21 protein-coding genes are annotated in these 22,652 nt (G+C 66.1%); 6 read left to right on the top strand and 15 right to left on the bottom strand.

Annotated elements, in window-relative coordinates; all coding sequences use genetic code 11:
- Positions 1–50: 50 nt before the first annotated feature.
- The 4 genes from CFE28_15825 to CFE28_15840 are packed head-to-tail and all read right to left on the bottom strand — an operon-like array spanning position 51 to position 2,395.
- Entirely contained in the window at positions 51–485 is a 435-nt protein-coding gene (locus CFE28_15825; protein OYU71329.1) for a DoxX family protein, read from the bottom strand.
- Positions 482–1,246: a DUF2063 domain-containing protein gene (locus tag CFE28_15830; protein OYU71330.1), complete on the bottom strand. Its 765-nt coding sequence runs from the start codon at positions 1,244–1,246 to the stop codon at positions 482–484. Before CFE28_15830 ends, CFE28_15825 begins: the two co-directional genes overlap by 4 nt.
- Positions 1,239–2,084 (bottom strand): hypothetical protein, encoded by an 846-nt coding sequence (locus tag CFE28_15835; GenBank protein OYU71331.1) that lies wholly within the window; start codon positions 2,082–2,084, stop codon positions 1,239–1,241. Before CFE28_15835 ends, CFE28_15830 begins: the two co-directional genes overlap by 8 nt.
- Positions 2,085–2,107: 23 nt before the next feature.
- Positions 2,108–2,395: a hypothetical protein gene (locus tag CFE28_15840; protein OYU71332.1), complete on the bottom strand. Its 288-nt coding sequence runs from the start codon at positions 2,393–2,395 to the stop codon at positions 2,108–2,110.
- A gap of 53 nt (positions 2,396–2,448) precedes the next feature.
- Here CFE28_15840 and CFE28_15845 point away from each other — a divergent pair, with 53 nt between their 5' ends.
- Positions 2,449–3,096 carry an RNA polymerase subunit sigma-70 gene (locus CFE28_15845; GenBank protein OYU71760.1) on the top strand — a complete coding sequence of 216 codons (648 nt, stop codon included), beginning with the start codon at positions 2,449–2,451 and terminating at the stop codon, positions 3,094–3,096.
- Between the two features lie 2 nt (positions 3,097–3,098).
- Positions 3,099–3,737 (top strand): hypothetical protein, encoded by a 639-nt coding sequence (locus CFE28_15850; GenBank protein ID OYU71333.1) that lies wholly within the window; start codon positions 3,099–3,101, stop codon positions 3,735–3,737.
- On the opposite strand, the gene CFE28_15855 is transcribed toward CFE28_15850, so the two are convergent.
- Together CFE28_15855 and CFE28_15860 are read right to left on the bottom strand one after the other, a co-directional pair.
- Complete coding sequence (locus CFE28_15855) at positions 3,734–4,375, bottom strand: succinyl-CoA--3-ketoacid-CoA transferase (protein OYU71334.1); 642 nt, start codon at positions 4,373–4,375, stop codon at positions 3,734–3,736. The two genes, CFE28_15850 and CFE28_15855, sit on opposite strands and share 4 nt — an antisense overlap.
- Positions 4,375–5,094 carry a succinyl-CoA--3-ketoacid-CoA transferase gene (locus tag CFE28_15860; GenBank protein ID OYU71335.1) on the bottom strand — a complete coding sequence of 240 codons (720 nt, stop codon included), beginning with the start codon at positions 5,092–5,094 and terminating at the stop codon, positions 4,375–4,377. The genes CFE28_15855 and CFE28_15860 overlap by 1 nt, the downstream gene beginning before the upstream one ends.
- 142 nt (positions 5,095–5,236) lie before the next feature.
- On the opposite strand from CFE28_15860, the gene CFE28_15865 reads away from it, so the two are divergent.
- Positions 5,237–6,181, top strand: a complete 945-nt coding sequence (locus CFE28_15865) for a flavonol synthase (protein OYU71336.1) — start codon at positions 5,237–5,239, stop codon at positions 6,179–6,181.
- Between the two features lie 6 nt (positions 6,182–6,187).
- Here the strand turns inward: CFE28_15865 and CFE28_15870 are convergent, their stop codons facing one another.
- On the bottom strand, positions 6,188–7,804 hold the full coding sequence (locus CFE28_15870; protein OYU71337.1) for a pilus assembly protein TadG: 1,617 nt from the start codon (positions 7,802–7,804) through the stop codon (positions 6,188–6,190).
- A 208-nt stretch (positions 7,805–8,012) separates the two neighbouring features.
- On the opposite strand from CFE28_15870, the gene CFE28_15875 reads away from it, so the two are divergent.
- On the top strand, positions 8,013–13,070 hold the full coding sequence (locus CFE28_15875) for an alpha-2-macroglobulin (GenBank protein ID OYU71338.1): 5,058 nt from the start codon (positions 8,013–8,015) through the stop codon (positions 13,068–13,070).
- Positions 13,024–15,135: a penicillin-binding protein 1C gene (gene pbpC, locus CFE28_15880; protein ID OYU71339.1), complete on the top strand. Its 2,112-nt coding sequence runs from the start codon at positions 13,024–13,026 to the stop codon at positions 15,133–15,135. The genes CFE28_15875 and pbpC overlap by 47 nt, the downstream gene beginning before the upstream one ends.
- Here pbpC and CFE28_15885 read toward each other — a convergent pair.
- The 7 genes from CFE28_15885 to CFE28_15915 are packed head-to-tail and all read right to left on the bottom strand — an operon-like array spanning position 15,132 to position 19,853.
- Positions 15,132–15,941, bottom strand: coding sequence for a hypothetical protein (locus CFE28_15885; protein ID OYU71340.1), 810 nt, complete (start codon positions 15,939–15,941; stop codon positions 15,132–15,134). The genes pbpC and CFE28_15885 overlap by 4 nt on opposite strands.
- Positions 15,941–17,131 carry a molybdopterin molybdenumtransferase MoeA gene (locus CFE28_15890; protein ID OYU71341.1) on the bottom strand — a complete coding sequence of 397 codons (1,191 nt, stop codon included), beginning with the start codon at positions 17,129–17,131 and terminating at the stop codon, positions 15,941–15,943. Before CFE28_15890 ends, CFE28_15885 begins: the two co-directional genes overlap by 1 nt.
- A complete protein-coding gene (moaC, locus tag CFE28_15895) occupies positions 17,128–17,598 on the bottom strand; it encodes a cyclic pyranopterin monophosphate synthase MoaC (protein OYU71342.1) in 471 nt (156 codons plus the stop codon). Before moaC ends, CFE28_15890 begins: the two co-directional genes overlap by 4 nt.
- Positions 17,595–18,143: a molybdenum cofactor biosynthesis protein B gene (gene moaB, locus CFE28_15900; protein ID OYU71343.1), complete on the bottom strand. Its 549-nt coding sequence runs from the start codon at positions 18,141–18,143 to the stop codon at positions 17,595–17,597. The genes moaC and moaB overlap by 4 nt, the downstream gene beginning before the upstream one ends.
- Positions 18,140–18,586, bottom strand: coding sequence for a molybdenum cofactor biosynthesis protein MoaE (locus CFE28_15905; protein ID OYU71344.1), 447 nt, complete (start codon positions 18,584–18,586; stop codon positions 18,140–18,142). Before CFE28_15905 ends, moaB begins: the two co-directional genes overlap by 4 nt.
- Positions 18,583–18,822, bottom strand: coding sequence for a molybdopterin synthase sulfur carrier subunit (locus CFE28_15910; protein ID OYU71345.1), 240 nt, complete (start codon positions 18,820–18,822; stop codon positions 18,583–18,585). The genes CFE28_15905 and CFE28_15910 overlap by 4 nt, the downstream gene beginning before the upstream one ends.
- Positions 18,823–18,824: 2 nt before the next feature.
- Positions 18,825–19,853 carry a GTP 3',8-cyclase MoaA gene (locus CFE28_15915; protein ID OYU71346.1) on the bottom strand — a complete coding sequence of 343 codons (1,029 nt, stop codon included), beginning with the start codon at positions 19,851–19,853 and terminating at the stop codon, positions 18,825–18,827.
- Positions 19,854–19,885: 32 nt separating this feature from the next.
- Here CFE28_15915 and CFE28_15920 point away from each other — a divergent pair, with 32 nt between their 5' ends.
- Complete coding sequence (locus CFE28_15920) at positions 19,886–20,482, top strand: molybdopterin-guanine dinucleotide biosynthesis protein MobA (protein OYU71347.1); 597 nt, start codon at positions 19,886–19,888, stop codon at positions 20,480–20,482.
- On the opposite strand, the gene CFE28_15925 is transcribed toward CFE28_15920, so the two are convergent.
- A complete protein-coding gene (locus tag CFE28_15925) occupies positions 20,472–22,652 on the bottom strand; it encodes an isoquinoline 1-oxidoreductase (protein ID OYU71348.1) in 2,181 nt (726 codons plus the stop codon). The genes CFE28_15920 and CFE28_15925 overlap by 11 nt on opposite strands.

A 22,652-nucleotide genomic window follows, 5' to 3' on the forward strand; every position in this document is an offset into this window, starting at 1 on the left:
GTGCGGCGGGGGCCGCTTGAGGTCTTATACGTTGGCCAGAAAAATTGGTTTCAGGGAACCTTCAGAACCCGGTCCAGGCTGAACCGGCCGCCGCCCTTGGCGATGAGATAGAGCAACAGGGCGGCCCAGCTGAGATGGGTTGGCCAGGCGTCAGGATAGACGAAGATCTCGATGACCGCCGTCATGCCCAGAAAGGCCAGGGCGGAAAGCCGGGTGAAGAGGCCCAGCACCAGAAGGATCGAGAACAGGTGCTCGGAATAGGTCGCCAGGTGCGCGGCAAGACCGGGATCCAGCAGGGGCACTTGATACTCCTCCTGGAACAGACTGTAGGTCCCATCCGTAATGTTCAGGAAGCCATCGACCTTGGCCCGTCCGGACATGAAGAAGACGCCTGCTATGCCGAACCGGGTCACAAGGGCGATGAGGTCGTTCGTTATGACCCTGTGTGCCAGGGCAACGAAGGATTGGTAGAGCCGGACGATCATGGCGCGATCTCCTGAAGATGGGTGAAGACCCCGGCGGCGATCAGGGCCGCAAAGGTCGATTGAAGGTTGAGATCGGGTGCGGCCGTCAGGGCCACCTGGGCGGCTGCAGCCATGGACTGGCCCTCGCGGCAGGCGTTGAGGAAGACTGCAGCCCCCGGAGAAATGACCGCAAATTCCACCTCAAGGTCGGGGCGGGTCAGCAACAGGGCCTCCGCCCTGTCCTCGAGGTCAAAGGCCTCCAGGCCTGGGTCCCGGCGCAGGGCCTGCCAGAGGGTCGGAACCGCCCAGGCAAAGGTCGCCCACCGGCTGGATGCGCGCGGCGCCAGCCGAAAGGCCAGAAAGTCTTCCGGGACGATGGCCTGAAGGGCGTCAGGGGAAAGTACCGGATCGTCTGCGGCCGTATGGCATTCCGTCCACAGCCGATCGAGGCGGGCCAGGTCCGGCAGGTAGGCGAGTTCATGCTCCCGCGCGGGCCCTTCCAGCCAGTCGGCGAACGCCTGGCCATAGGTCGCCAGCGGGGGGGAGGTCGGCGGGTGGGCCGCGCAGAATGTCCTGGCGGCGGCGGCCATCCAGGCCTCGCCAGTGACCGAGGTCACTGTCGGGAACTGGGCGATGACGGCGTCGGCCAGGCCCTTGGCCGTCGTATTGCGATAGACCTGAAGTCCGTTCCGGCTTGAAGCAGGGTCACTGGACCAGGGATTGAGGGCCGAAGCGTCCCCATGAAGAGCGCGCTCGAAGGCGTCGTGAAAGAGTTCAGACATGGGTGGCCATAGGCTGATGCGACACCAGGATCTGATGGGCGCGATTGCGCTCGACCATCAGGTCGGCGAAGGCCGGAATGTTTTCGTCCCGCTCGATCAGTGTGGGGCGTGGCCCGATCCTGGCGACCAGTCGCTCATAGAGCGCCCAGACTTCCGCGGCGATGGGCGCCCCGTGCGTGTCGATCAGCAGGGTCTCACCCTGGATAGGATCTGGGGCGTGGCCAGCCAGATGGATCTCGCCAATTGCCGCCGCGGGCACGGCGTCGAGGTAGTCTGCAGGGTCGAACCCGAGATTGTTGGCGCTGACCTGCACATTGTTCACATCGAGCAGGAGGCCGCAGCCAGTCAGGTCCACGAGGGAGGACAGGAATTCGACCTCAGCCAGGTCATGGCCTTTCAGGGACATGTAAAGCGATGGGTTTTCGATCAGGACCTGACGGCCAAGGCCGGTCTGCATCCGGTCGATATTGTCGGCAATGGACGTCAGCGCCGCCCTGGTCCGGGGAAAAGGCAGGAGGTCGGGGTGATAGACCCCGCGACGGGTCGACCAGGCCAAATGTTCTGAAACTACGAAGGGCTCGAAGCGATCCACCAGACCCCTCAGTGCGGCTAGGTGGTCGGCGTCGATCGGTTCGTCGGCGGCCAGGGACATGCCGACCCCATGGAGGGAAAGCGGCTTGTCCTGACGGATCGCCGCCAGCCAGGCCAGTCTTGGCCCGCCGGCGACCATATAGTTCTCGGGATGAACCTCGAACCAGAGACCCTCGGAGGGATCAGCCTGGGCTTCCGCAAAGTGCTGCGGCTTGAGGCCCAGTCCCGCTGTTGGATCTCTGGTCATGGTCTTGATCCGCGCGAGCGCGCCTAGGCCTTGGGGGTCAGCGAGCCCATGCCCTTGGGGGTCTTCATGGTGACGCAGGTGCCCTTGGGAACTTCCTTGAAGGCCTTGCCGTCATAGTCGACCTTGGAAGTGCCAGCGCAGGTGGTGCCAGCCCCGGCGGCGCAATCGTTCTGGCCGGCCTTGGCGACGCCGAAGCACTTTTCCTGGGGGGCATGGGTCTTGGCGCCCATGGCCATGTCTGCGGCGAGGGCTGCGCCGCCCATCAGGGCGAGCACGGTGGCGGCGGCGGCGGCGTTTGTCAGGGTCTTCATGGGGCAGGTCCTTGTTTGGTTTGGGGCGATCCCGGTCAGCCCGGGGTCTGCAGATGAATTCGCGGCAGGCAATTCCAGGTTACGCGGCAAATCAGATTTATTCTTGGCCGCCGCCATGTAACCTTCAAGGCTGGTGCAGCGTATCCCCTTGGGAGGAAGTCCGCGTGTCTGCGGAGGTCGAGGATCGATTGAAGGCCTTGATGGTGCGCGGTCAGGCGGGCGATTCGGCCGCCTGGAATGAGCTGCTGACTCGATTGAGCAAGCTGCTGCGAGGCTATTTCGCGCGGCGCATGGAAACCGGCAGCGCAGATGTGGAGGACCTTGTGCAGGAGACGCTCTTGGCGATCCACCGGCGGCGCATGACCTATGACGCCAGCCTGCCCTTCAGCGCCTGGGCCTATGCCGTCGCCCGCTACAAGCTGATCGACCACTGGCGGCGAAACCGGATACGGAAGCATGTCCCGATTGATGACGTGGTCGACTGGCTGGCCGATTCGTCCTCGGCCGAAGAGGGCGCCGTCCGCGCAGACCTGGACAGGATCCTGGCCGAACTCCCGGAACGGCAGCAACAACTGATACGTGACGTGAAAATCACCGGCCTGAGCCTGGCGGAAGCCGGCGCCAGGGCCGGCATGAGCGAAGGCGCCGCCAAGGTCGCCCTGCACAGGGCGATGAAGTCCCTTTCAGAGGGGCGCGCCTGACCATGAAGACGGAAGATCTCATTGAATCCCTGAGCCAGGACCTGGGACCTGTGGCCTCAATCAGGCGCAGGCTTATGACGCCGGGCCTCGCAGGCTGCGTCATCGCCCTGGGTCTTGTGGCCGGCTGGCTGGGTTTCCGGCCAGACATCATGGGCGCCTGGGCTGTTCCCATGTTCTGGGTCAAGGCAGGCTATACCGGCCTGATCGCCCTCGCCGGCTATGGCTGCGCCCGATTGCTGGCCCGCCCGGTGGGCGGCGCCCGTAATGGGTTCGTCCTGGCCGGCGCCGTGTTCGCACTGGTCACCCTGGGCGGCGCAGTCCAGTTCATGATGACCGATGCTTCGGAGCGGATGCTGCTCCTGGCGGGAGGCTCATGGCAGGTCTGTTCCCAGAACATCGTCATTCTGGGCGCGCCGATCCTGGGCATGACCCTTCTTGCCCTGCGGAGCCTCGCCCCGACCAAGCTGGTCCTGACCGGCGCCGCGGCGGGGCTGTTTGCGGGGGGACTGGCGGCGACCGTCTACGGGCTGCACTGCCCGGAACACGCCCTGGCTTTCGTCGCGGTCTGGTACAGCCTTGGCATGGCTATACTGACCGCCGCCGGCGCCATGCTAGGGCCGTGGGCTCTGCGCTGGCGCTAAAGTGCGGTCTCGAAGTCGGCTTCCGTCTTTGCCCGGACCTCATCGAGGTCGACACCGGGGGCGAGCGCCGTCAAGCGCACCGGCGTTCTGCCGCGATTGACCTCGAATACACCCAGTTCCGTGACGACCAGGTCCACGACCTTCTGGCCGGTCAGGGGCAGGCTGCAGGCCTTGACCAGCTTGGGCGCCCCGGACTTCTCGGTGTGCTCCATGACCACAACCACCCGCTTGACGCCGGCCACCAGGTCCATGGCGCCACCCATGCCCTTGACCATCTTGCCAGGCACCATCCAGTTGGCCAGGTCGCCATTGGCCGCCACCTGCATGGCGCCCAGTATGGACAGGTCGATATGCCCACCGCGGATCATGGCGAAGCTGTCGGCGCTGGAGAAATAGGAAGAGCTGGGCAGCTCGGTGATGGTCTGCTTGCCGGCGTTGATCAGGTCGGCGTCCTCTTCCCCCTCAAAGGGGAAAGGCCCCATGCCCAGCATGCCGTTCTCGCTCTGCAGGGTCACGCTCATGCCGTCCGGAATGTGGTTGGCCACCAGGGTCGGAATGCCGATACCCAGATTGACATAGAAGCCGTCGCGCAGTTCCAGGGCGGCGCGGGCCGCCATCTCGTCCCGGTTCCAGGCCATCAGACTGCCGCCTTCTCGGCCGCCGGCCGGGTGGTTCTCTGTTCAATGCGCTTCTCGAAGGCAGCGCCCTCGACAATGCTGTCCACGTAGATGCCCGGCGTGTGGATGTTGTCCTTGTCCAGATCGCCGACTGGAACCAGATGCTCGACTTCCGCCACACAGACCTTGCCGGCCGTGGCCATCATCGGATTGAAGTTCCGCGCGGTCTTCCGGTAGATCAGATTGCCCTCGGCGTCGCCCTTCCAGGCCTTGACGATGGACAGGTCAGCGGTCAGGCCGCGCTCCATCACATAGTCCTCGCCGTCGAAGTTGCGGATCTCCTTGCCCTCGGCCACCAGGGTGCCCACGCCGGTCTTGGTGAAGAAGGCGGGGATGCCTGCCCCGCCCGCCCTGATGCGCTCGGCCAATGTGCCCTGCGGGTTGAATTCCAGCTCGAGCTTGCCCGACAGGTAAAGCTCGGCGAACAGCTTGTTCTCGCCCACATACGAGCTGATCATCCTGCGGATCTGGCCGGCGCCCAGCAGGACGCCGAGACCAAAGCCGTCGACCCCGCAATTGTTGGAAACAACGGTCAGGTCCTTGACGCCGCTGTCGCGGATGGCGGCGATCAGGTGTTCGGGAATGCCGCAGAGGCCGAAGCCTCCGGCCATGATGGTCATGCCGTCAAACAGACGACCGGCCAGCGCCTCAGCGGCGTCTTTGCGGGTTTTGTCAGCCATGCCCGATCCTACGCCGCACTGCAGCAATTGCAAATGGGGGCCTGATGACAGGCAGGCGGCTTCAGCGAAATTGGGGAAGGCCATGGCCACCGGCGCTGCGTTCCGTTTGTCGCGGCCGGTCCTGTCGGTATAGATTCAGGACATGACCCAATCCTCCGAAAACAAGTTCGAGCCCGTTCCGTTCTCGGCCTTCACCTCCGACTTCAACGGCTTCGCCTCGAAGCTTGGCGAGAGCTTCAAGCGATACGGCTTCGCTGTGATTTCCGAACACGGGCTGGATGACGGGCGGCTGGGCCGCGCGATCTCTGACACCAAGGCCTTCTTCGCCCTGCCGGAGCCGACCAAGTCCAGGTATGTTTCCGGAACTGGTGGTCAGCGGGGTTACACGGCCTTCGGGGTCGAGACCGCCAAGGATAACGCACACTTCGACCTGAAGGAATTCTGGCATGTGGGCCGCGACCTGCCGGAAGGGCATCCCTATTCCCGGGTCATGCCGCCCAATGTCTGGCCAACGGAAGTCCCGGGGTTCCAGCCTGACGTCTCCTGGCTCTACCGGTCCCTCGACGATCTGGGCAATCAGGTCCTGGAAGCCATCGCCCACTATCTGGGCCTGGAGCGGGACTTCTTCGCCGGGCCGGTTGAGGACGGCAACTCCATCCTGCGCCTGCTGCACTACCCTCCGGTGCCGGAGGATGGTCCGCACATCCGCGCCGGCGCCCACGCCGACATCAATGTGATCACCCTGCTTCTGGGCGCCGAAGAGGCCGGCCTGCAGGTCCAGGACCGCGACGGCCAGTGGCTGTCCATCAGCCCGCCTCCCGGGTCGGTGGTCTGCAATATCGGCGACATGCTGGAGCGTCTGACCAACAATGTCCTGCCCTCCACCATCCACAGGGTGGTCAATCCGGCGCCGGAGCGGCGGGGCTTTCCGCGCTATTCCACGCCCTTCTTCCTGCACTTCAACCCGGACTTCGACATCGTCACCCTGCCCTCGTGCATTTCGGAGGACAGGCCCAACCTCTATCCCGAGCCGCTGAACGCCCAGGACTTCCTGGAAATCCGGCTGAAGGAAATCAAGCTGATCTAGCCGGGGTCAATGCGAGATGTGCAGGGTGTCTATGGACCCGGCTATGGCCTCGAAGGCGGCGCTCAGCTGTGAGACATCCTGGACGTCATAGTACTTGTCCCTGGAGGAAGCGCAGTTCTGGAGGACGCTCGAGGCCCCGGACCTTACCTCGACCCGGACCGTGAACAGGGTGATGTCCTTGCCCTTGATGTTCTGGCACAGGGCGCTGAGGCGGGCGTCCATGGTCTGGGTCCGTGTGCTGGAGGATCCACTGAAAATCCCCAGCAGGCCCTGCCAGATATAACCCAGTCCGCTGTAATATGACCTGTTCTGCTCGGAATTGGACCCGGGATCACCCATGGTGTTTTCACCATCGGTCATCAGTATGATCACCTTGCGAAGGTTTTCAGTTCCGTAGGCGGCCCCATCAGAAAGGGGCGCATTGGGCGAAAGCGTATGCCAGCCCCACATGAGCCCCAGGGGAATGTTGGTGTCGCCCACGGCCACCATGCCGTCTATGGCCGATTTCAGGGCGGCGAAATTCGAGGTCAGACGGATCATGGGCTGCAGGCTGCAACCGCCATTGGGGCCCAGCTGATAGCCTGAACCGGTCTGACGGCCGACAGCCGGAGCCGTCACATACTTTGCGGAATTCTGCTCCCTGACCTGCCAGTTGGGCGAAGTGACGCCGTCAGAGAGGTAGTCGTTGGGATAGCCATAGAATCCCGCAGAGGCGTCAGGTTCATCGGGCCAGAAGAAGGGGATGAACAGGGTGTCGGGCGAGCCCGCCGAGGGCGCAGTGTCCTGGATGTCATAGGGCCTTGGCCGGGCCTCGACGCACCCCTCCCAAGGGGTGTTGTTCATCTGCTTCAGCAGGGCGAACCGGTCAGTCTGGACATCAAAAATGTCAAATCCGGCGCCGAGCCTTGCGTGTGAGACTCCTTGGGGATCCAGCCAGCCAGGAATGCCGGGACCGCTGTGGGTCGCAGGATCATAGGTGTTGGTCTGGGTGGTCCCCTGGACACGGACCGTCATGGAAAACGGCGTAAGGGAAATCTTGAGGGGATTGGCCTCGGTGCTGCGCTGCGAGGCCGTCTGCAGGGTGTCGATCAGGTTCTTGGCGGCGACCTTGAGGGTGGAAATCTTTGTCCCGGACATGGAGCCGGTATTGTCCAGGACCAGGGCCACCTCTAACCGGTCAACCGCGCGGGTGACCGTGGCGCCGGCGCGCAGGTTCGGATGCGGCCAAAGGCCAGGCGCAATGCCAGCCGGGGTAACCTCTGCGACGGCCTCCACCGTATTGGCAGGCGTCAGGACAAAGTCTGATCTGATCAACATACTGCCCTCAGGCAATATCAGGTTCGCCTTCAGGGCGGTGTCGCCGATCAGGTCGACGCCTTCGGTGGTGGTCGCCCTGGACCGGGCGGCGAAGAGGGTGGCGGCGTCCAGGGCATCCTGGAGTTGGCCCCTCTGATTGTTGTTCTGATAGGTATCGACCGCGCCGAGGACCATGGGCGTCAGGACCAGCAGGGACAGGGCAAACATGACAGCCACGGCGCCGCTTTCGCTGCGGCGGCCGGCCATGAATCCCTGCAGGCCCGACTGGAGCCTTGCGCGAAGATTAAGGGTGTTTTTGGCCGACACGGTCTGGACGCCTTGCTCTCGAAACAACGAGGCGAGGGTCGCCAATCAGCGTAAAACAAACCGAGTCATAAAGGGATTAACTGGGAACTAAGCCTGCCGGGGCTTAACCAAGATTCCGGCCTTCCGAAAATGTCTTCGGATACCCGATTGACGCCCCTCATTCTTTGGCGTTCCCCTCACTCATCTTGTTGAGTTTGGAGCCTGTTTCATGTCGCTTGAGAACGAGCCGCCGCAAGGCGCGGGGACCAAGCCTGGCGTCGCTGGCGTCGTGGGCAGACTGCAGACCCTGTTGGGAAAGATGCGAGCCGGCCAGGTCTCTGGCGTCCTGGCTGCAGGCATTGCTGCAGCGGCCTTTGGCGGCGGTCTTCTGACAGCCAAGGGCTTTGATGGCCCGCCGCGCGCAACGGTCGGGCCGGCCACCGAAGCGCACGGATCGGCATGGTCCCTGTTCGGCAAGCCCCGTGGCGCCAACGCCGCCCGCCGCGGCCTGCCCAAACCGGAAGGCTTTGCGGTCTGGCGCTCGCGGATTGACTCCTCGAAGTCCGAGCCTCTGGCCTGTGTCGAAATGACGGAGCCGCTGGACCCCGGCAAGGCCTATGGCGACTTTGTGCTGGTGTCGCCAGATCTCGGCCACCCGCCGGCTGTCACGGTTCAGGGATCCGAACTCTGCATTGGCGGGGTCGGATTCAGTGATCGCCGCATCACCCTGCTGAAGGGCCTGCCCGGCAAGAAGGGTCAGGCCCTGGCTGCCAACGCCGATGTGGATTTCACCTTTGGCGAAAAGCCGCCCTATGTGGGATTTGCGGGCAGCGGCGTAATCCTTCCCCGGGAGGATTCAGACGGCGTCGGGATCGAAACCGTCAATGTCACCCGTCTCCATGTCGAAGTCTGGCGGGTGGTTGACCGCAATCTGGTGCGCAAGAACATCAGCGCCCCTGACCCGACCGCCGAGGGCGAGTATGCCTATGACGAGGGCGATGACGGGGCAGGCGATGTCGGCCGCGTCGTCTGGAAGGGCGAGATCCCCGTCACCGCATCCGGCGAAGGCGTCCGGGCCACCACAGTGTTTCCCCTGGGCGCAGTCCTGAAGGACATGAAGCCCGGCGGCTATGTCATCAAGGCCCGGGATGTTTCCGGCGGTCGCACCACCGGCGAAGATGGCTATGAAGACAATCCGCCCGCACAGGCCCGCCGTTGGGTCATGTTCACCGACATGGCCCTGTCGGCCTATGGCGGATCCGACGCCCTGGACGTGGTCGTCCGCTCGCTGAAAACCGCCAGGGTCATGCCGGGGGTCGCCGTTACCCTCATGGCGCGCAATGGCGAAGACCTGGCCACAGGCAAAGCAGACGCCAATGGCCGTATCCGGTTCGACCATGCCCTGCTGGAGGGCGAAGGGCCCGCCGCCGCGAGAATGGTCATGGCCTACGGGCCGCAGGGCGACCTTTCGGTCCTGGATCTCGATCGGTCTCCCGTGGATCTGTCAAAGCAGTCCACCGGCGGCCGCACTGCGGACGACAGCATTGGCGGGCGGGCCTCGGCCAGCCTTGTGGACGCCTATGTCTACAGTGACCGTGGCATTTATCGTCCCGGTGAGACCCTGCATGTGAACGCCCTGCTGCGCGACCGGGAGGTCAAGGCGGTGAAGGACCGCAAGGGCGCCATTGTCGTCCTGCGGCCGTCGGGGGTGGAGTTCAGGCGCTATCCCTTCTCAAGCGCCCCCCAGGGCGTCGCCAGCGCCGATGTCGTCCTGCCCAAGAGCGCGCCCCGGGGCGGCTGGACCGCCCGGGTTGATATTGACGGCCTGGAAAAGCCGGCCGGACAGATGTCTTTCCAGGTCGAGGATTTTGCGCCCCAGCGCCTGGCGGTTACCGCCACAGGCCAGGAGGACAGTCCGCTCAAGGCCGGCGAAATCCGCAACATCCAGGTTCAGGCCAGGTTCCTCTATGGCGCTGCGGGCGCAGGTCTCCAGACCCAGGGCGAGGCAAGGCTGCGGGCCGATCCCAATCCCTTCCCCCAGTTCGAGGGTTATTCCTGGGGTGACCAGATCTCGACCTTCGAGGAAAAATACCTGGATCTTGGCCAGTCGGTGACTGACGGCGAGGGTCGCGCCTTTGCGGCCCTGAACACGGCAGAAGCCGGCGACACCTCCCAGCCCCTGGTCGCCGCCTTCACCACCAGCGTCTTCGAGCCGGGTGGCCGCCCGGTGCGCGAGTCCCTGGATCTCAAGGTCCGGACCAAGCCCCTTTATCTCGGGGTCAAGGTCGACCAGGGCGATTCCAGCGGCTCCGGCGACCCGACCATAGCCCTGAACTTCATCGCCGCCGACGCCCAGGGCCGCAGGGTCGCCGCCAGCGGCGTCAGTTATGTCCTGATCGCCGAGAACTGGGACTATGACTGGTTCCAGCAGGACGGGCGCTGGCAGTGGCGCAGAACCAATCGCGACGCGGTTGTGCAGCGGGGCGCCCTGACCATTGGCGCCAGCCAGCCGGCCCGTATCGCCCGCCGACTGGGCTGGGGCGATTATCGCCTCGAAGTCGTCGGCGCCGGGGGCGTCCGCACCGCCGTGCGCTTCGCCTCGGGATGGGGTGCAACAGCCAATGACGTGGATGCGCCCGACTTTGTCCGGGTCAGTGCGGGAACCAGGTCCTACGCACAGGGCGATACGGTCGAGGTCACCCTCAAGCCCCCCTATTCCGGGGAAGCCCAGATTGCGGTGGCGACGGACAGACTGATCGACTTTCGGACCGTGTCGGTGGGCAAGGGCGGGACCACCGTCCGCCTGAAGACTGACGGCAGCTGGGGAGGCGGGGCCTATGTCCTGGTCAGCGTCATCCAGCCCCGGGACCCTGTAGCCTCGCCCAAGCCCAAGCGGGCCCTGGGCCTGATCTATGTTCCCCTCGACCCGCAGAGCCGCAAACTGACCGTGGCCCTGGACACTCCGGAAAAGCTGAACTCCAAGGCAGGTCTGGATGTGCCCATCACCATTCGCGGCGCCGGGTTCGGCGGGCGGGCCAGGGTCACCCTGGCGGCGGTGGACGAAGGCATCCTCCAGCTGACCAAATTCAAGAGCCCTGATCCCCTGAAATGGTTCTTCGGCAAGAAGGCCCTGACCGTCGACTATCGTGACGATTATGGCCGCATACTGGACGCCAATCTCGGGGCCCCGGCCAATGTGAACTTCGGCGGCGATGAGGTGGGCGGAGAAGGCCTGACCACCACGCCGATCAAGACCGTGGCCCTTTGGTCCGGCGTGGTCGAAACGGGGCTGGACGGCAAGGCTGTGATCCACCTGCCCGCCGCCGATTTCAATGGCGAGCTGCGGCTGATGGCCGTGGCCTGGACCGACACCGCTGTCGGGGCGACCTCAAAGCCTATGACCGTTCGGGAGGCCGTCGTGGCCGACCTGAACCTGCCCCGTTTCCTGGCGCCCGGCGACCGGGCCTTTGCGACCCTTGAGCTGCATAATCTGGAGGGTAAGGCCGGTGAATATCTGGCGGAGCTGACGTCGGGCGGCGGCATCATGGCGCCCTTCAGGAAGGCCTTCCAGCTGGCCCTGGGCCAGAGGGTCGCCGAGCGCATAGCCTTCAACGCTCCGAACCGGTCGGGGATTGGAAACGTCGGCTTCAAGGTCTCTGGACCCGGCTTCAACACGGGCAAGACCTATCCCCTGCAGACCCGCCTGGGCTGGGGACCCGTCACCCGCACAACAACCGAACTGCAGAAGACCGGGGAAACCTACACCCCCAATGCGGCCCTGATGTCGGGCATGGCGGCGGGGGATGTCTCCCTCCAGGTCAGCTATTCCCCCTTCCGCGGCTTCGACCCGGGCCCCATAGCCATGGCCCTGTCGCGTTATCCCTATGGCTGCACCGAGCAGACCGTTTCCACGGCCTATCCCCTTCTCTACGCCACCGAGGTCTCGTCTGATCCCAAGCTCAAGCGCACCTCGGCCGCCCTGGCCGGGGCGGTGGGCAAGCTGCTGGACCGCCAGACCCTGGACGGCGCCTTTGGCCTCTGGCGGGTGGGAGATGGTGAGGCCGACGCCTGGCTGGGCGCCTACGCCACCGACTTCGTCATCTCGGCGCAGAAGGCCGGCCTGCCCGTACCCCAGGACGCCATTGACCGGGCCCTCGGCGCCATGCGTCAGATCTCCCGGCCTGATGGCTGGAGCTCCGTGTCCTACCGCCTGGAATATCCGACCTGGTGGGCGGGATCCGAGGACGCCTCGAAGAAGGCCACCACAGCCATGCGCTCCCGGGCTTCGGCCTATGCCCTCTACGTGCTGGCCAAGGGTGGCCGGGGCGATCTGGCCCGCCTGCGCTGGTGGCATGACATCCAGCTGAAGTCCGAACCCTCGCCCCTGGCCAAGGCCCAGATCGGCGCAGGCCTGTCCCTCATGGGCGATCACGCCCGGGGACGCTCCGCCTTCAGGCAGGCCATAGCCGCCCTGGGCTATCGGCAGGACGACGACTGGTATCAGAGCCCCCTGCGGGATCTGGCCGGCATCATCGCCCTGGCCTACGAGTCCGGCGAGGCGGACATCGCCCGGGGCCTGCAGGGCCGGCTGGAAAACGCGGTCAAGGATCCCGACGCCCTCAACACCCAGGAGCAGGCCCGCCTGCTTCAGGCCGCCCACTACATGCTGGCGGCCGCAGGGCCCCTGAAGGTGACCGCCCAGGGCGCCTTTGCCGCCCCAGGCGCCATTGGTGCGCCAAGGTGGACGGTGGGACGTCTGGCTGATGCGCGCTTCGTCAATGCCGGGGGACCGGTCTGGCGGATGGTCACGGTCACCGGTACGCCCCTGGTTGCTCCGGCCACAGGGCAGAATGGCCTCGTCCTCTCCAAGCGCATGGTCAGTTTCACGGGCGGCGCGGTTGATCCGGGTCAGATCCGCCAGGGCGACCGGGTCATCATCCAGGTCAGCGGCCGGTCCGGTCAGGGTCGCAGCATGGCCCTGGTGGTGGATGATCCCCTGCCCGCCGGGTTCGAGATCGAGACCGTTCTTGGTCCCGATGACGCCCAGAGCGGACCCTTCCGCTTCCTCGGCGAACTGACCACCGCCAATGTCCAGGAAAGCCGGGATGACCGCTATGTGGCGGCCATGTCCCTGGCCGGGCATGGAACCTTCAGCTTCGCCTATGTGGCCAGGGCCGTGACGCCAGGGGACTTCCTCCTGCCAGGAGCCGAGGCCCGGGACATGTACCGGCCGGCCATCAATGCGCGGACGGCGCCGGGGCGGACCGCGATTGCCCCCGGAGCTTGAGGAGAAGGCGCATAGGGATCAGGCCCGCATCCGGCGCATAGTCCACGGCCTCCTGGTCCTTCTGGCCCTTGAGACAGCGGTCTTCGCCCTGGACGCGGCCTTCCCGCCGAATCTGGGTCGGGCTGAGCGGTCCTCGCCGGTGGCCCTCGACCGGCGGGGCGCCTGGCTCCGGGCCCTGCCTGTGGAGGACGGACGATGGCGGATCCGGGCTGACCTGGACCGGACGGACCCCGCCTTCCTGAAGCGGCTGGTCAGGATCGAGGATTCCCGGTTCTGGCTCCATCCAGGGGTCGATCCCTTGTCCGTGATACGGGCGACAGGCTCGGCGATCATCCGTGGCCGGGCGACGTCGGGCGCCTCGACCCTCACCATGCAGACGGCGCGCCTGCTGGAGCCCCATCCCCGAACCCTGGGCGCCAAGGTCGTGGAAATGGTCCGCGCCCTGCAGATCGAGGCCCGTCTCAGCAAACGCCAGATCCTGGCCCTCTACCTGACCCTCACGCCCTATGGCGGGAATCTGGAGGGCGTGCGGGCCGCCAGCCTTTCCTATTTCGGCCACGAGCCCCAGACCCTGACCAATGGCGAACAGGCCCTGCTGATCGCCCTGCCCCAGTCGCCGGAAGTCCGCCGTCCGGACCGCAAGCCCGAAGCCGCCCGCACCGCCCGGCGCGCCGTTCTCGACAAGCTGGTCAAGTCCGGCGCGATTTCCATGGCGGAATCGGTCGAGGCGGAAACCGAACTCCTGCCGCAGAGGTCGCCCTTTCCGGCCCTGGCCTGGCATGTCTCAGGCCAGCTGGCCCGACAGGCGCCCCTGAGCCAGGCCTCCATTGTCTCCACGCTTGATGCGGCTCTGCAGACCCGCCTTGAACCCCTGGCCGCAAGGGTCGCCAGGGCCCAGGGCCCCGAAGACACAGCCGCCATTCTGGTGGTGGAAATCCCCACCCGCGCCGTCCGCGCCGCCGTGGCGTCGGGTGGTCTGGAACGCCCCGGGGGCTGGATTGACATGACCCGGGCTGTCCGGTCGCCGGGTTCGACCCTCAAACCCTTCATCTACGGCATGGCATTTGATGAGGGCCTTGCCGCGCCAGACACCATTCTGGAAGACGCCCCCAAGCGGTTCGGCGACTATCAGCCCGAGAACTTCGACCGGGTCTTTCATGGCAGGGTCACGGCCCGGGAAGCCCTGACCCACTCCCTCAACATGCCGGCGGTGGAACTGCTGGCCAAGGTGGATCCCTCGACCTTCGAGGCGCGGTTGGCTGGCGCTGGGGTCACCCTGGTCCGTCCCGCCAGGGCCACCCGTATGCCGGGCCTCGCCCTGGCCCTTGGCGGCGCCGGCATCACCCTGCGCGATCTGGCGACCCTCTATGCGGCGCTGGGAGATGGCGGTGTGGCCAAGCCCCTGGCCTGGACCGAAGCGGAGGCCGCTAGCCGTCCGGGGCAGGGTGGACGCCGCCTCATGCGCAGGGAGGCCGCCCAGCAGGTGCTGGACATCCTGCGGGAAACCCCACCGCCAGCCGGCGTCACCGCCGCCCCCCTCACAAGAGGCCGCCCCCTGATGGCCTTCAAGACCGGCACCTCCTACGGCTTCCGCGACGCCGTCTCGGCGGGGATTGTCGGGCGTTACGCCATTGTGGTCTGGACCGGCCGGGCAGACGGCGGCGCCCGGGGCGGGCTCACCGGCCGGGATGCGGCCCTGCCCCTGCTCTTCGAGACCGCCGACCTGCTGGACGCGCCACCTTCGGCCCCCAGACCCATAGCCCCGAAGAAGGCGCCTGACGCACTGGCCACCCTTCAGAAGCCCGACGTTGGGCCCCACCTGATCTTCCCCCCCGATGGGGCCACCGTCCGTGTCGAGGCCTTTGGTCCCCGGTCACGGGGTCTGGTGCTGGCGGCAGTGGGCGAGGACCTGTCCTGGTATGTGGAAGGCCAGCCCCTGGCCCGGGACCCCGTCAGCCGCCGGGCCATATGGCGGCCCTCAGGACCGGGCTTCTACCGGCTGACCGTTGTTGATGGACAGGGCCGAAAGGCCACATCGCAGGTGCGGCTGGTCGGCCAGCCCTAGGCTTCGGACTTCGGTCTCATGACCAGCCAGGGGGTCGGCGACATGCGCCATTCCCAGGTGGCCAGCAGGTGATCCAGGGGCGGCAGGCTGCGGAACCAGTCGGGTAACTCTATCGACTTCAGCTGCGCGTCCACCCGCTCAATGTCGTGTGTCGCGGTGAACCGTTCATGCAGGGTGGGAAGGGCGCCCCGCCGGAAGACATTGTGCGTTTCGACGATGATGCTCATTCCGGCAAGAGCAGGGCCCTGCTCGATATCCAGAATGTCGACCTCGGCGCCCTCGGTGTCGACCATGACCAGACACTTGCGGTCGGCGAAGGCCTGGAAGTCTGCAGGCTCGAACTTCTCGCCAATGATGACCCGATCACTGACACCGTTCTTTTCAGCCAGATCCTTGCAGGCGGTCCGGGCCGCTGGATCTATGTCATAGGCATGGACAGTGATGCCCGGCATCATCCGCGCCAGTCCCACGGCGTAATATCCCTCGGCACATCCCACATCGATGACACAGTCCAGGCCTTCGGTGGCGAACCGCGCCAGGTGCGGATGCAGTTCCGACTCATAGGTGCCCAGCAACCGCGCCGCCAGGGCGCCTTCGCTGGTCTCCGCCAGGTAGGTCATGCCGCCGAAGGGACCCTGGTAAATCACCGGACCATGATGAGCGATATAGGTGTTGGCGATCACCACAGACCGCCATTTGGCCAGTAGCCTCAGACCGTCATTGAGCTTGTTCATGGAATCGAAGGGCTGCCCCTCCTGAACCATCCTGGTCAAGGTCGCGCCGACATTCTCGCTGATGGTCGCCATCAGAGCCGATCCAGGGAAAGGGTTTCGACGAGGTCGCCCGGTTCAAGGGCGGCGGCCTTGGGCGCCCTGCGGACCAGGACATTGGCGGCCTCGAAGACCGTCACCAGGGAAGAGTCCTGGTCTCCATAGAGGTGCGCAACGGGCTCGTCCGAAGAGAAATCCACCCGCCCGCGCATCCAGTGCTCCCGCGGGCCATTGGCCGGCAGGGCTTCGGCCAGCCTGAACCGGCGCAGGGTGAAGGTCCGGTCCCGTCCGGCAAAGGCTTCGATGATCGGCCGAAGAAACAGCTCCGCGCAGACAAAGGCCGAAGCCGGATTGCCCGGCAGGCCCAGCATCCGCCGCCCATCCTCTAGCACCCCGAAGAAGGTCGGCTTGCCCGGGCGGACGGCGATGCTCTCGACACGGAGGGACAGGCCAAGGGCCTTGGCTGCGGTCCGGACCAGATCGTGGTCCCCCACAGAGGCTCCGCCCACGGTGACGATCAGATCAGCGTCTGCGCCTTTGAGCGCCGCAATCACATCCTCCAGCCGGTCGCGAACCCCGGTCAGGCGGGTGACCTCGCCGCCCCAGGCCTCGACCATGGCCTGCAGTGCCGGACTGCCGGAGTCATAGATCTGGAAAGGACCAGGAACGGCCGGCGCCTCGACGATCTCTTCCCCGGTGGAAAGGATAGCGACCCGGGGGGGTCTGTGGACAGTAACCTCCGCCCGCCCGGCTGAGGCGCAAAGGGACAGCCGCCAGGGATCGATCCGGACGCCGGGCGTCAGCAGGGTCTGGCCGGCTTTGAAGTCCCGTCCCGCCTGTCGGATATTGTCGCCCACCTGAGCCGCAGGAACCGTCACCTGATCGCCCTCACGGACGGCGTCTTCCTGGATGACCACGGCGTCGGCCCCGGCGGGCAGGGCCGCGCCTGTAAAGATCCGCACGGCCTGGCCGGCAGCGAGGACGCCCTCGAACCCATGGCCCGCCGCACTCTCGCCGATGATGGTCAAGGCGCCCGGCGTGTCGGCGGCGCGCACCGCCCAGCCATCCATGGCGGAATTGGCGAAGGGGGGCTGATCGCGCAGGGCGTCGACAGGCTCGGCCAGCACCCGGCCAATGGCTCGGGCCAGGGGAACCTGCTCAGTCCCCATGGGCGCGATCTCGGCCAGCATGGCGGCCCGGGCGTCATCGACGGCCATCAGCTTCATGGACGGATCCAGTCTCCGGATTTGCCGCCGGACTTCTCCATCAGCCGGACACCCTCAATGGTCATGGCCTTGTCGGCGGCTTTCAGCATGTCATAGACCGTCAGGCAGGCCACCGAGACCGCCGTCAGGGCCTCCATCTCGACACCGGTCTGGCCCGAGGTCTTGACCCGTGCGCTCACCGCCAGGCCGCCCTCGGCCGGGGAAACCCGGACCTCGACCTTGGTGATGGCCAGGGGGTGACAGAGGGGGATCAGTTCAGAGGTCTTCTTGGCCGCCATGATCCCGGCGATTTCGGCGGTGGCCCGGACATCGCCCTTCTTGGCGTCGCCGCTGAGGGCCAGGGCCAGGGTCGCTTCCGACATGCGGACAAAGCCCTCGGCCAGGGCCTCCCGCGCCGTCACGGCCTTGCCCGAGACATCCACCATGTGGGCCCGGCCGGTCTCGTCAATGTGGGTCAGGCCGCTCATTTTTCCAGAAGCCGGGGCATGAGTTCGACCATGTTGCAGGGGCCGTGGCGGCTGTCTAGCTGGGCGGAAATCACCTTGTCCCAGCCGTCCTTTACGGCGCCATTGGAGCCCGGCAGGCAGAAGACAAAGACCCCGCCGATCAGGCCCGCTGTCGCCCGGCTCTGCAGGGTGGACAGGCCAACCGACTGATAGCTCACCAGATGGAAGACCACGGAGAACCCGTCGATCTTCTTGTCAAACATGGGCTCCACCGCCTCAGGCGTGACGTCCCGACCGGTAATGCCTGTGCCCCCTGTTGTGATGATGACATCCACATCGCCCGAGGCGATCCAGGCCCGGATCTGGCCGCGGATCTGCTGGACGTCGTCCTTGACGATGGTCTTGGCCGCCAGCTGATGGCCGGCGTCAGTGATCCTTTTGGCAAGGACGTGGCCGGAGGTGTCGGTCTCTTCGTCCCTGGTGTCAGAGACGCTCAGGACAGCGATCCGTACAGGGACAATCTGGGCGGACTGGTCAATGTGACCACCGGGGGCAAGGGCGTTCATGTAGTCTCCCATCGGGCAATGTCGGTAAGGTCCTGGGGGCGGGGCTCGATCCAGCGGGCGCCGTCCGGGCCGGTTTCCTTCTTCCAGAAGGGCGCCCGGCTTTTCAGATAGTCCATCAGGAAGTCGCAGGCTTCAAAGGCCGCCCGGCGATGGGGCGCCGCCGTGGCCACAAAGACGATGGACTCTCCCGGCGTTATGGCGCCCGTGCGGTGGACAATCAGCACGTCCTGCAGCTCGAACCGCGCCTTGGCGGCAGAGACATGCTGCGCAATCTGCGCCTCGGTAAATCCGGGATAGGCGTCCAGCTCCAGCACGGCTGCCGCCCCGCCCTCGGCCCGGGCCAGACCGACAAAACTGGCCACGGCGCCAGTCTCGCTCCGGCCACGACAGAAGTCGCCAAGCAGGGCGCCGGGGTCGAAGGCGGTGTCAGTCAGCCGGATCATCCGCCGCTCATGGGGGGCAGGAAGGCCACTTCGGATCCGGCCGTCAGGGTCGCATCGTGACGGACAATCGCCTGGTCCACGGCCACCTGGACCCCGGGACCGTCAAGGGCTTCCCCAAGCGGCTCATCTGTGGCGGCAAGCTTGCGTCGCAGGTCCGAGACGCTCATGGCCTCAAGGGTCTTTTCCCGCCAGCCGGCGAGGTCGCTAAGCGCGCCGAACAGCAGGACCCGGGCCATGGTCAGCCCCCTGTGGTGGACATGTGCCGCGACACGGCCGGGGCCGAATTGCGGACGATCTGGAAGTCATGGCCCTGGGGCTTGGCGTCCACCGCCAGACGGATGGCGTCAGCCAGGGCCTCATCATCAGCGCCGGCGCGGATCACCGCCCTCAGGTCCGAGGCGTCCTCCCGGCCAAGGCAGGTGTGCAGCGTGCCGGTGCAGGTCAGGCGCACCCGGTTGCAGGCCTCACAGAAATTGTGGCTGAGCGGGGTGATGAAGCCCAGCCGGCCGCCGGTTTCCTCAACCTTCACATAGTGGGCCGGCCCGCCGGTCTTGTGGTCGATATCGGTCAGGGTCCAGAAGCTCTCGAACTGGCGGCGAACATCCTTCAGGGACAGGAACTGGTCGGTGCGGTCCACCTCGATCTCGCCCATGGGCATGGCCTCGATCAGGGTTGCGTCCGCCCCCTGGTCATGGGCCCACGCCACCAGATCGGCCAGCTCGGCGGCGTTATCGTCTTTCAACGCCACGGCGTTGATCTTGACATGGATGCCCGCCGCCTGGGCCGCGGCAATGCCGGCCAGCACCCTGGATAGGTCCCCGCCCCGGGTCAGTTTGCGGAACAGGTCGGGCTTGAGGGTATCCATGGAGACGTTGATCCGACGGACGCCGGCGGCGGCCAGTTGGGGCGCGAACTCCACAAGGCGTGTGCCGTTGGTGGTCAGGGTCAGCTCGTCCAGGGCGCCGGACTTCAGGTGCCGGGACAGGGCGTTGATCAGGCCCATGACGCCCTTGCGGACCAGGGGCTCGCCGCCGGTGATCCGCAGTTTGCGCACCCCAAGTTCCACGAAGCCCGAGGCTATGCGGTCCAGTTCCTCAAGGGTCAGGACCTCGGCCTTGGGCAGGAAGGTCATGTGCTCGGCCATGCAGTAGACGCAGCGCAGGTCACAGCGGTCGGTGACGGAGACGCGCAAATAGGTCACGGTGCGGCCAAACCCGTCCACCAGGGCGGGGCGCGCTTGGGAATGTGCGGCGTCAAACGGCGTCATAACGGACACAACATAGAGGCATTGAGGGACTGATGACAGGGGTGGAGGCGATCCTTCTGGCGGCGGGAACCGGCAGCCGGTTCGGCGGCGGCAAGCTGCTGGCGCCCTGGGGCCATGGCGTCCTGCTGGACGCAGCCCTGACCACCGCCCTCGCCGCCCCTGTGCGATCGGTCACCCTGGTCACCGGCGCTGACAGCGAGAAGGTCGCTGCAGCCGCCACGGCCTGCGCCAGGGGTCTGGGCGCCCTTGACCGCCTGAATATCGTGGAGGCCACCGACTATGCCGAGGGCATGGGCGCGTCCCTGAGGCGGGGCGCGGCGGCCCTGCCCGCGGACACCGCAGCCGTCTTCGTCCTGCTGGGCGACATGCCGAAAATCCCGGGGGGGATTTTCCAGCCCTTGATCGACGCCGTCGAAGCTGGAGCCCCTGCGGCGGCGGCGGCCTTCCAGGGCAAGCGGGGCCACCCGGCCCTGATCGGCCGCGACCTGATCCCGGGACTGCTCACCCTGAAAGGTGATGCAGGCGCCCGGGCCGTTCTGAAGGCCCTCGGCGATCGGTTGGTTCAGGTAGAGGCGCCCGATGACGGCGTGCTGTTTGACGTCGACGAGCGCCGCGATCTTACCCCTTGACCATGGGCAGGCTGTTGGTCGCCTGACCATTGAGCGCCAGAATGGCGTTGGCCACGGCCGGTGCGATCACGGGAACCCCCGGCTCACCCACGCCGCTGGGGGCATTGCCCGACGGCAGGATGTGGGTTTCCACATGCGGCGCTTCGGAATTGCGCAGGACCCGGTAGGTGTCGAAATTGGTCTGCTCGACGGCGCCGTCCTTCAGGCTCACCTGGCCGAACAGGCCCGCTGACAGGCCATAGCAGATGCCGCCTTCCATCTGGGCGGCGATCTGGTTGGGCGAAATGGCGACGCCGCAATCCACGGCGGCCACGACGCGGCCCACCTTGGGAACACCGTCCACCAGCTTGACCTCGGCCACCTGGGCCACGGCGGTGCCGAAGCTCTCGTGGACGGCCACGCCGCGGCTCCAGCCCGGAGTCACCGGACCGGCCTTTTCCAGGGCCAGTTTCAGGACGGCGATATGGCGCTTGGCGCCCGCCTTCTCGTACATGGCCATGCGGTAGTCCACCGGGTCCTTGCCGGCCTTGCGGGCCAGCTGGTCAATGGTGTGCTCCATGACGAAGGCCGTGTGGGTCGCCCCCACGGACCGCCACCACAGGACTGGCACGTCCAGGTCGGGCATGAGGACCTGGGCGTCCACCACCGGTGTCGCCTTGAGATAGGGCGAGCCCTTGGTGCCCTCCACCGTGGTCTCATCCACGCCCTTGGTGGGCATGGGCGAACCCTTCATCAGGGACTGGGTGACGACGCGATGGGTCCAGGAAACCGGATATCCGTCCTTGTCCGTCACGACCTTCAGGCGGTGATGGGTCAGGGGCCGGAAATAGCCGGCGGTCATGTCGTCTTCCCGGGTCCAGATCAGTTTGACCGGACGCCCGCCGCCAACCTTCTTGGCGATGTGCACGCACTCCACCGCATAGTCGGACTGGAAGTTGCCGCGCCGCCCGAAGGAGCCCCCGGCGAACAGGGTCTCGATCTCGACCTTGCCGGGCAGGGTCATGACGATCTTGGCGGTATTAAGCTGGTCCACGGTCGGGATCTGCGAGCCGAAGGTCAGCTTGTTCTTGCCGCCACCGATCTCGGCCACGCAGTTCATGGGCTCCATGGTGGCGTGGGCCAGGAAGGGGAAGTCATAGGCCGCTTCGAAGATCTGGCCGTCCGCCGGCTTGGCGGCGTCGCCCTGGGTCTCGAAGACCTGCCAGGCGGTCTTTTCCGGCAGAGCGCCCTTGCCGGCGGCCCATTCGGTGTAGTTGGCGGTCAGCTTGTCGGAGCTGTGTTTCTGACACTTGGTTTCGTCCCAGGTGACCTTCAGGGCCTCGCGACCAGCCTTGGCGGCCCAGGTGTTCTGAGCGACCACGGCGACGCCGGTGGGGATCTGGAAGACGTCGACCACACCCGCAACCTTCTTGGCCTCGGTGGCGTCAAAGCTGGCGACGGTGGCGCCGAACCGGGGCGCGTGGGCGACCATGGCGGTCAGCATGTTGGGCAGCTGGACGTCCTGGGTGAAGCGGGCCGTGCCGTCGCTCTTGGCCTGGGAGTCCTTGCGGCGGACCCGGTCCGTGCCGATCAGGGTGAAGGCCTTGGGGTCTTTCAGGGTCGGGGTCTCGGGGGGTTTGACCTTGGCGGCGTCAGCCAGCAGGTCACCGAAGCCGGCGGTCTTCCCGCTCTTGGCGTGGGAGACCACCCCGTCCTTGACGGAGATTTCAGCGGCGGGAACGCCCCACTTGGCAGCGGCGGCGTCGACGAACATGGCCCGGGCCGAGGCGCCGGCATTGCGCAGCTGCATCCAGCTGTTGGCGATGGCGGTGGAGCCGCCCGTGCCCTGCACGCCCATGCCGACATTGGCATAGATCTTGGCGTTGGCGGCGGCCTGTTCGACCTTCACCTTGGACCAGTCAGCGTCCAGTTCCTCGGCGACAATGGCGGCGAGGCCGGCATGGTTGCCCTGTCCGAATTCGATGTGCTTGGAAATCACCGTGACCGCGCCATCGGCGGCGATCTTGATGAAGGGCCCGAAGGCCCCGAAATCGGCCTTGGCCCCCATGGCCAGTATGTCGCCGGGGCCGCAGCCCACCAGCAGGGCGCCGCCCACCAGGGTCGCGCCGACCACCAGCTCGCGACGGGTGGAGCCGGTCTTCATCTCTTCAGGTTTCACAGGTGCGTTCAT

The sequence above is a fragment of the Alphaproteobacteria bacterium PA2 genome, assembly GCA_002256425.1.
Classification (GTDB): Bacteria; Pseudomonadota; Alphaproteobacteria; order Caulobacterales; family Caulobacteraceae; genus Phenylobacterium.

Excerpts from the sequence above, each read along its gene's own strand:
- CFE28_15835 (OYU71331.1), bottom strand. The coding sequence starts at position 2,084 with ATGACCAGAGATCCAACAGCGGGACTGGGCCTCAAGCCGCAGCACTTT.
- CFE28_15855 (OYU71334.1), bottom strand. The coding sequence starts at position 4,375 with ATGGCCTGGAACCGGGACGAGATGGCGGCCCGCGCCGCCCTGGAACTG.
- CFE28_15845 (OYU71760.1), top strand. The coding sequence starts at position 2,449 with ATGAATTCGCGGCAGGCAATTCCAGGTTACGCGGCAAATCAGATTTAT.
- pbpC (OYU71339.1), top strand. The coding sequence starts at position 13,024 with ATGCGCGGACGGCGCCGGGGCGGACCGCGATTGCCCCCGGAGCTTGAG.
- CFE28_15910 (OYU71345.1), bottom strand. The coding sequence starts at position 18,822 with ATGGCCCGGGTCCTGCTGTTCGGCGCGCTTAGCGACCTCGCCGGCTGG.
- CFE28_15920 (OYU71347.1), top strand. The coding sequence starts at position 19,886 with ATGACAGGGGTGGAGGCGATCCTTCTGGCGGCGGGAACCGGCAGCCGG.
- CFE28_15840 (OYU71332.1), bottom strand. The coding sequence starts at position 2,395 with ATGAAGACCCTGACAAACGCCGCCGCCGCCGCCACCGTGCTCGCCCTG.
- CFE28_15890 (OYU71341.1), bottom strand. The coding sequence starts at position 17,131 with ATGAAGCTGATGGCCGTCGATGACGCCCGGGCCGCCATGCTGGCCGAG.
- CFE28_15825 (OYU71329.1), bottom strand. The coding sequence starts at position 485 with ATGATCGTCCGGCTCTACCAATCCTTCGTTGCCCTGGCACACAGGGTC.
- CFE28_15905 (OYU71344.1), bottom strand. The coding sequence starts at position 18,586 with ATGATCCGGCTGACTGACACCGCCTTCGACCCCGGCGCCCTGCTTGGC.
- CFE28_15925 (OYU71348.1), bottom strand. The coding sequence starts at position 22,652 with ATGAACGCACCTGTGAAACCTGAAGAGATGAAGACCGGCTCCACCCGT.
- CFE28_15915 (OYU71346.1), bottom strand. The coding sequence starts at position 19,853 with ATGACGCCGTTTGACGCCGCACATTCCCAAGCGCGCCCCGCCCTGGTG.
- moaC (OYU71342.1), bottom strand. The coding sequence starts at position 17,598 with ATGAGCGGCCTGACCCACATTGACGAGACCGGCCGGGCCCACATGGTG.
- CFE28_15875 (OYU71338.1), top strand. The coding sequence starts at position 8,013 with ATGTCGCTTGAGAACGAGCCGCCGCAAGGCGCGGGGACCAAGCCTGGC.
- CFE28_15885 (OYU71340.1), bottom strand. The coding sequence starts at position 15,941 with ATGGCGACCATCAGCGAGAATGTCGGCGCGACCTTGACCAGGATGGTT.
- CFE28_15860 (OYU71335.1), bottom strand. The coding sequence starts at position 5,094 with ATGGCTGACAAAACCCGCAAAGACGCCGCTGAGGCGCTGGCCGGTCGT.
- moaB (OYU71343.1), bottom strand. The coding sequence starts at position 18,143 with ATGAACGCCCTTGCCCCCGGTGGTCACATTGACCAGTCCGCCCAGATT.
- CFE28_15865 (OYU71336.1), top strand. The coding sequence starts at position 5,237 with ATGACCCAATCCTCCGAAAACAAGTTCGAGCCCGTTCCGTTCTCGGCC.
- CFE28_15830 (OYU71330.1), bottom strand. The coding sequence starts at position 1,246 with ATGTCTGAACTCTTTCACGACGCCTTCGAGCGCGCTCTTCATGGGGAC.
- CFE28_15850 (OYU71333.1), top strand. The coding sequence starts at position 3,099 with ATGAAGACGGAAGATCTCATTGAATCCCTGAGCCAGGACCTGGGACCT.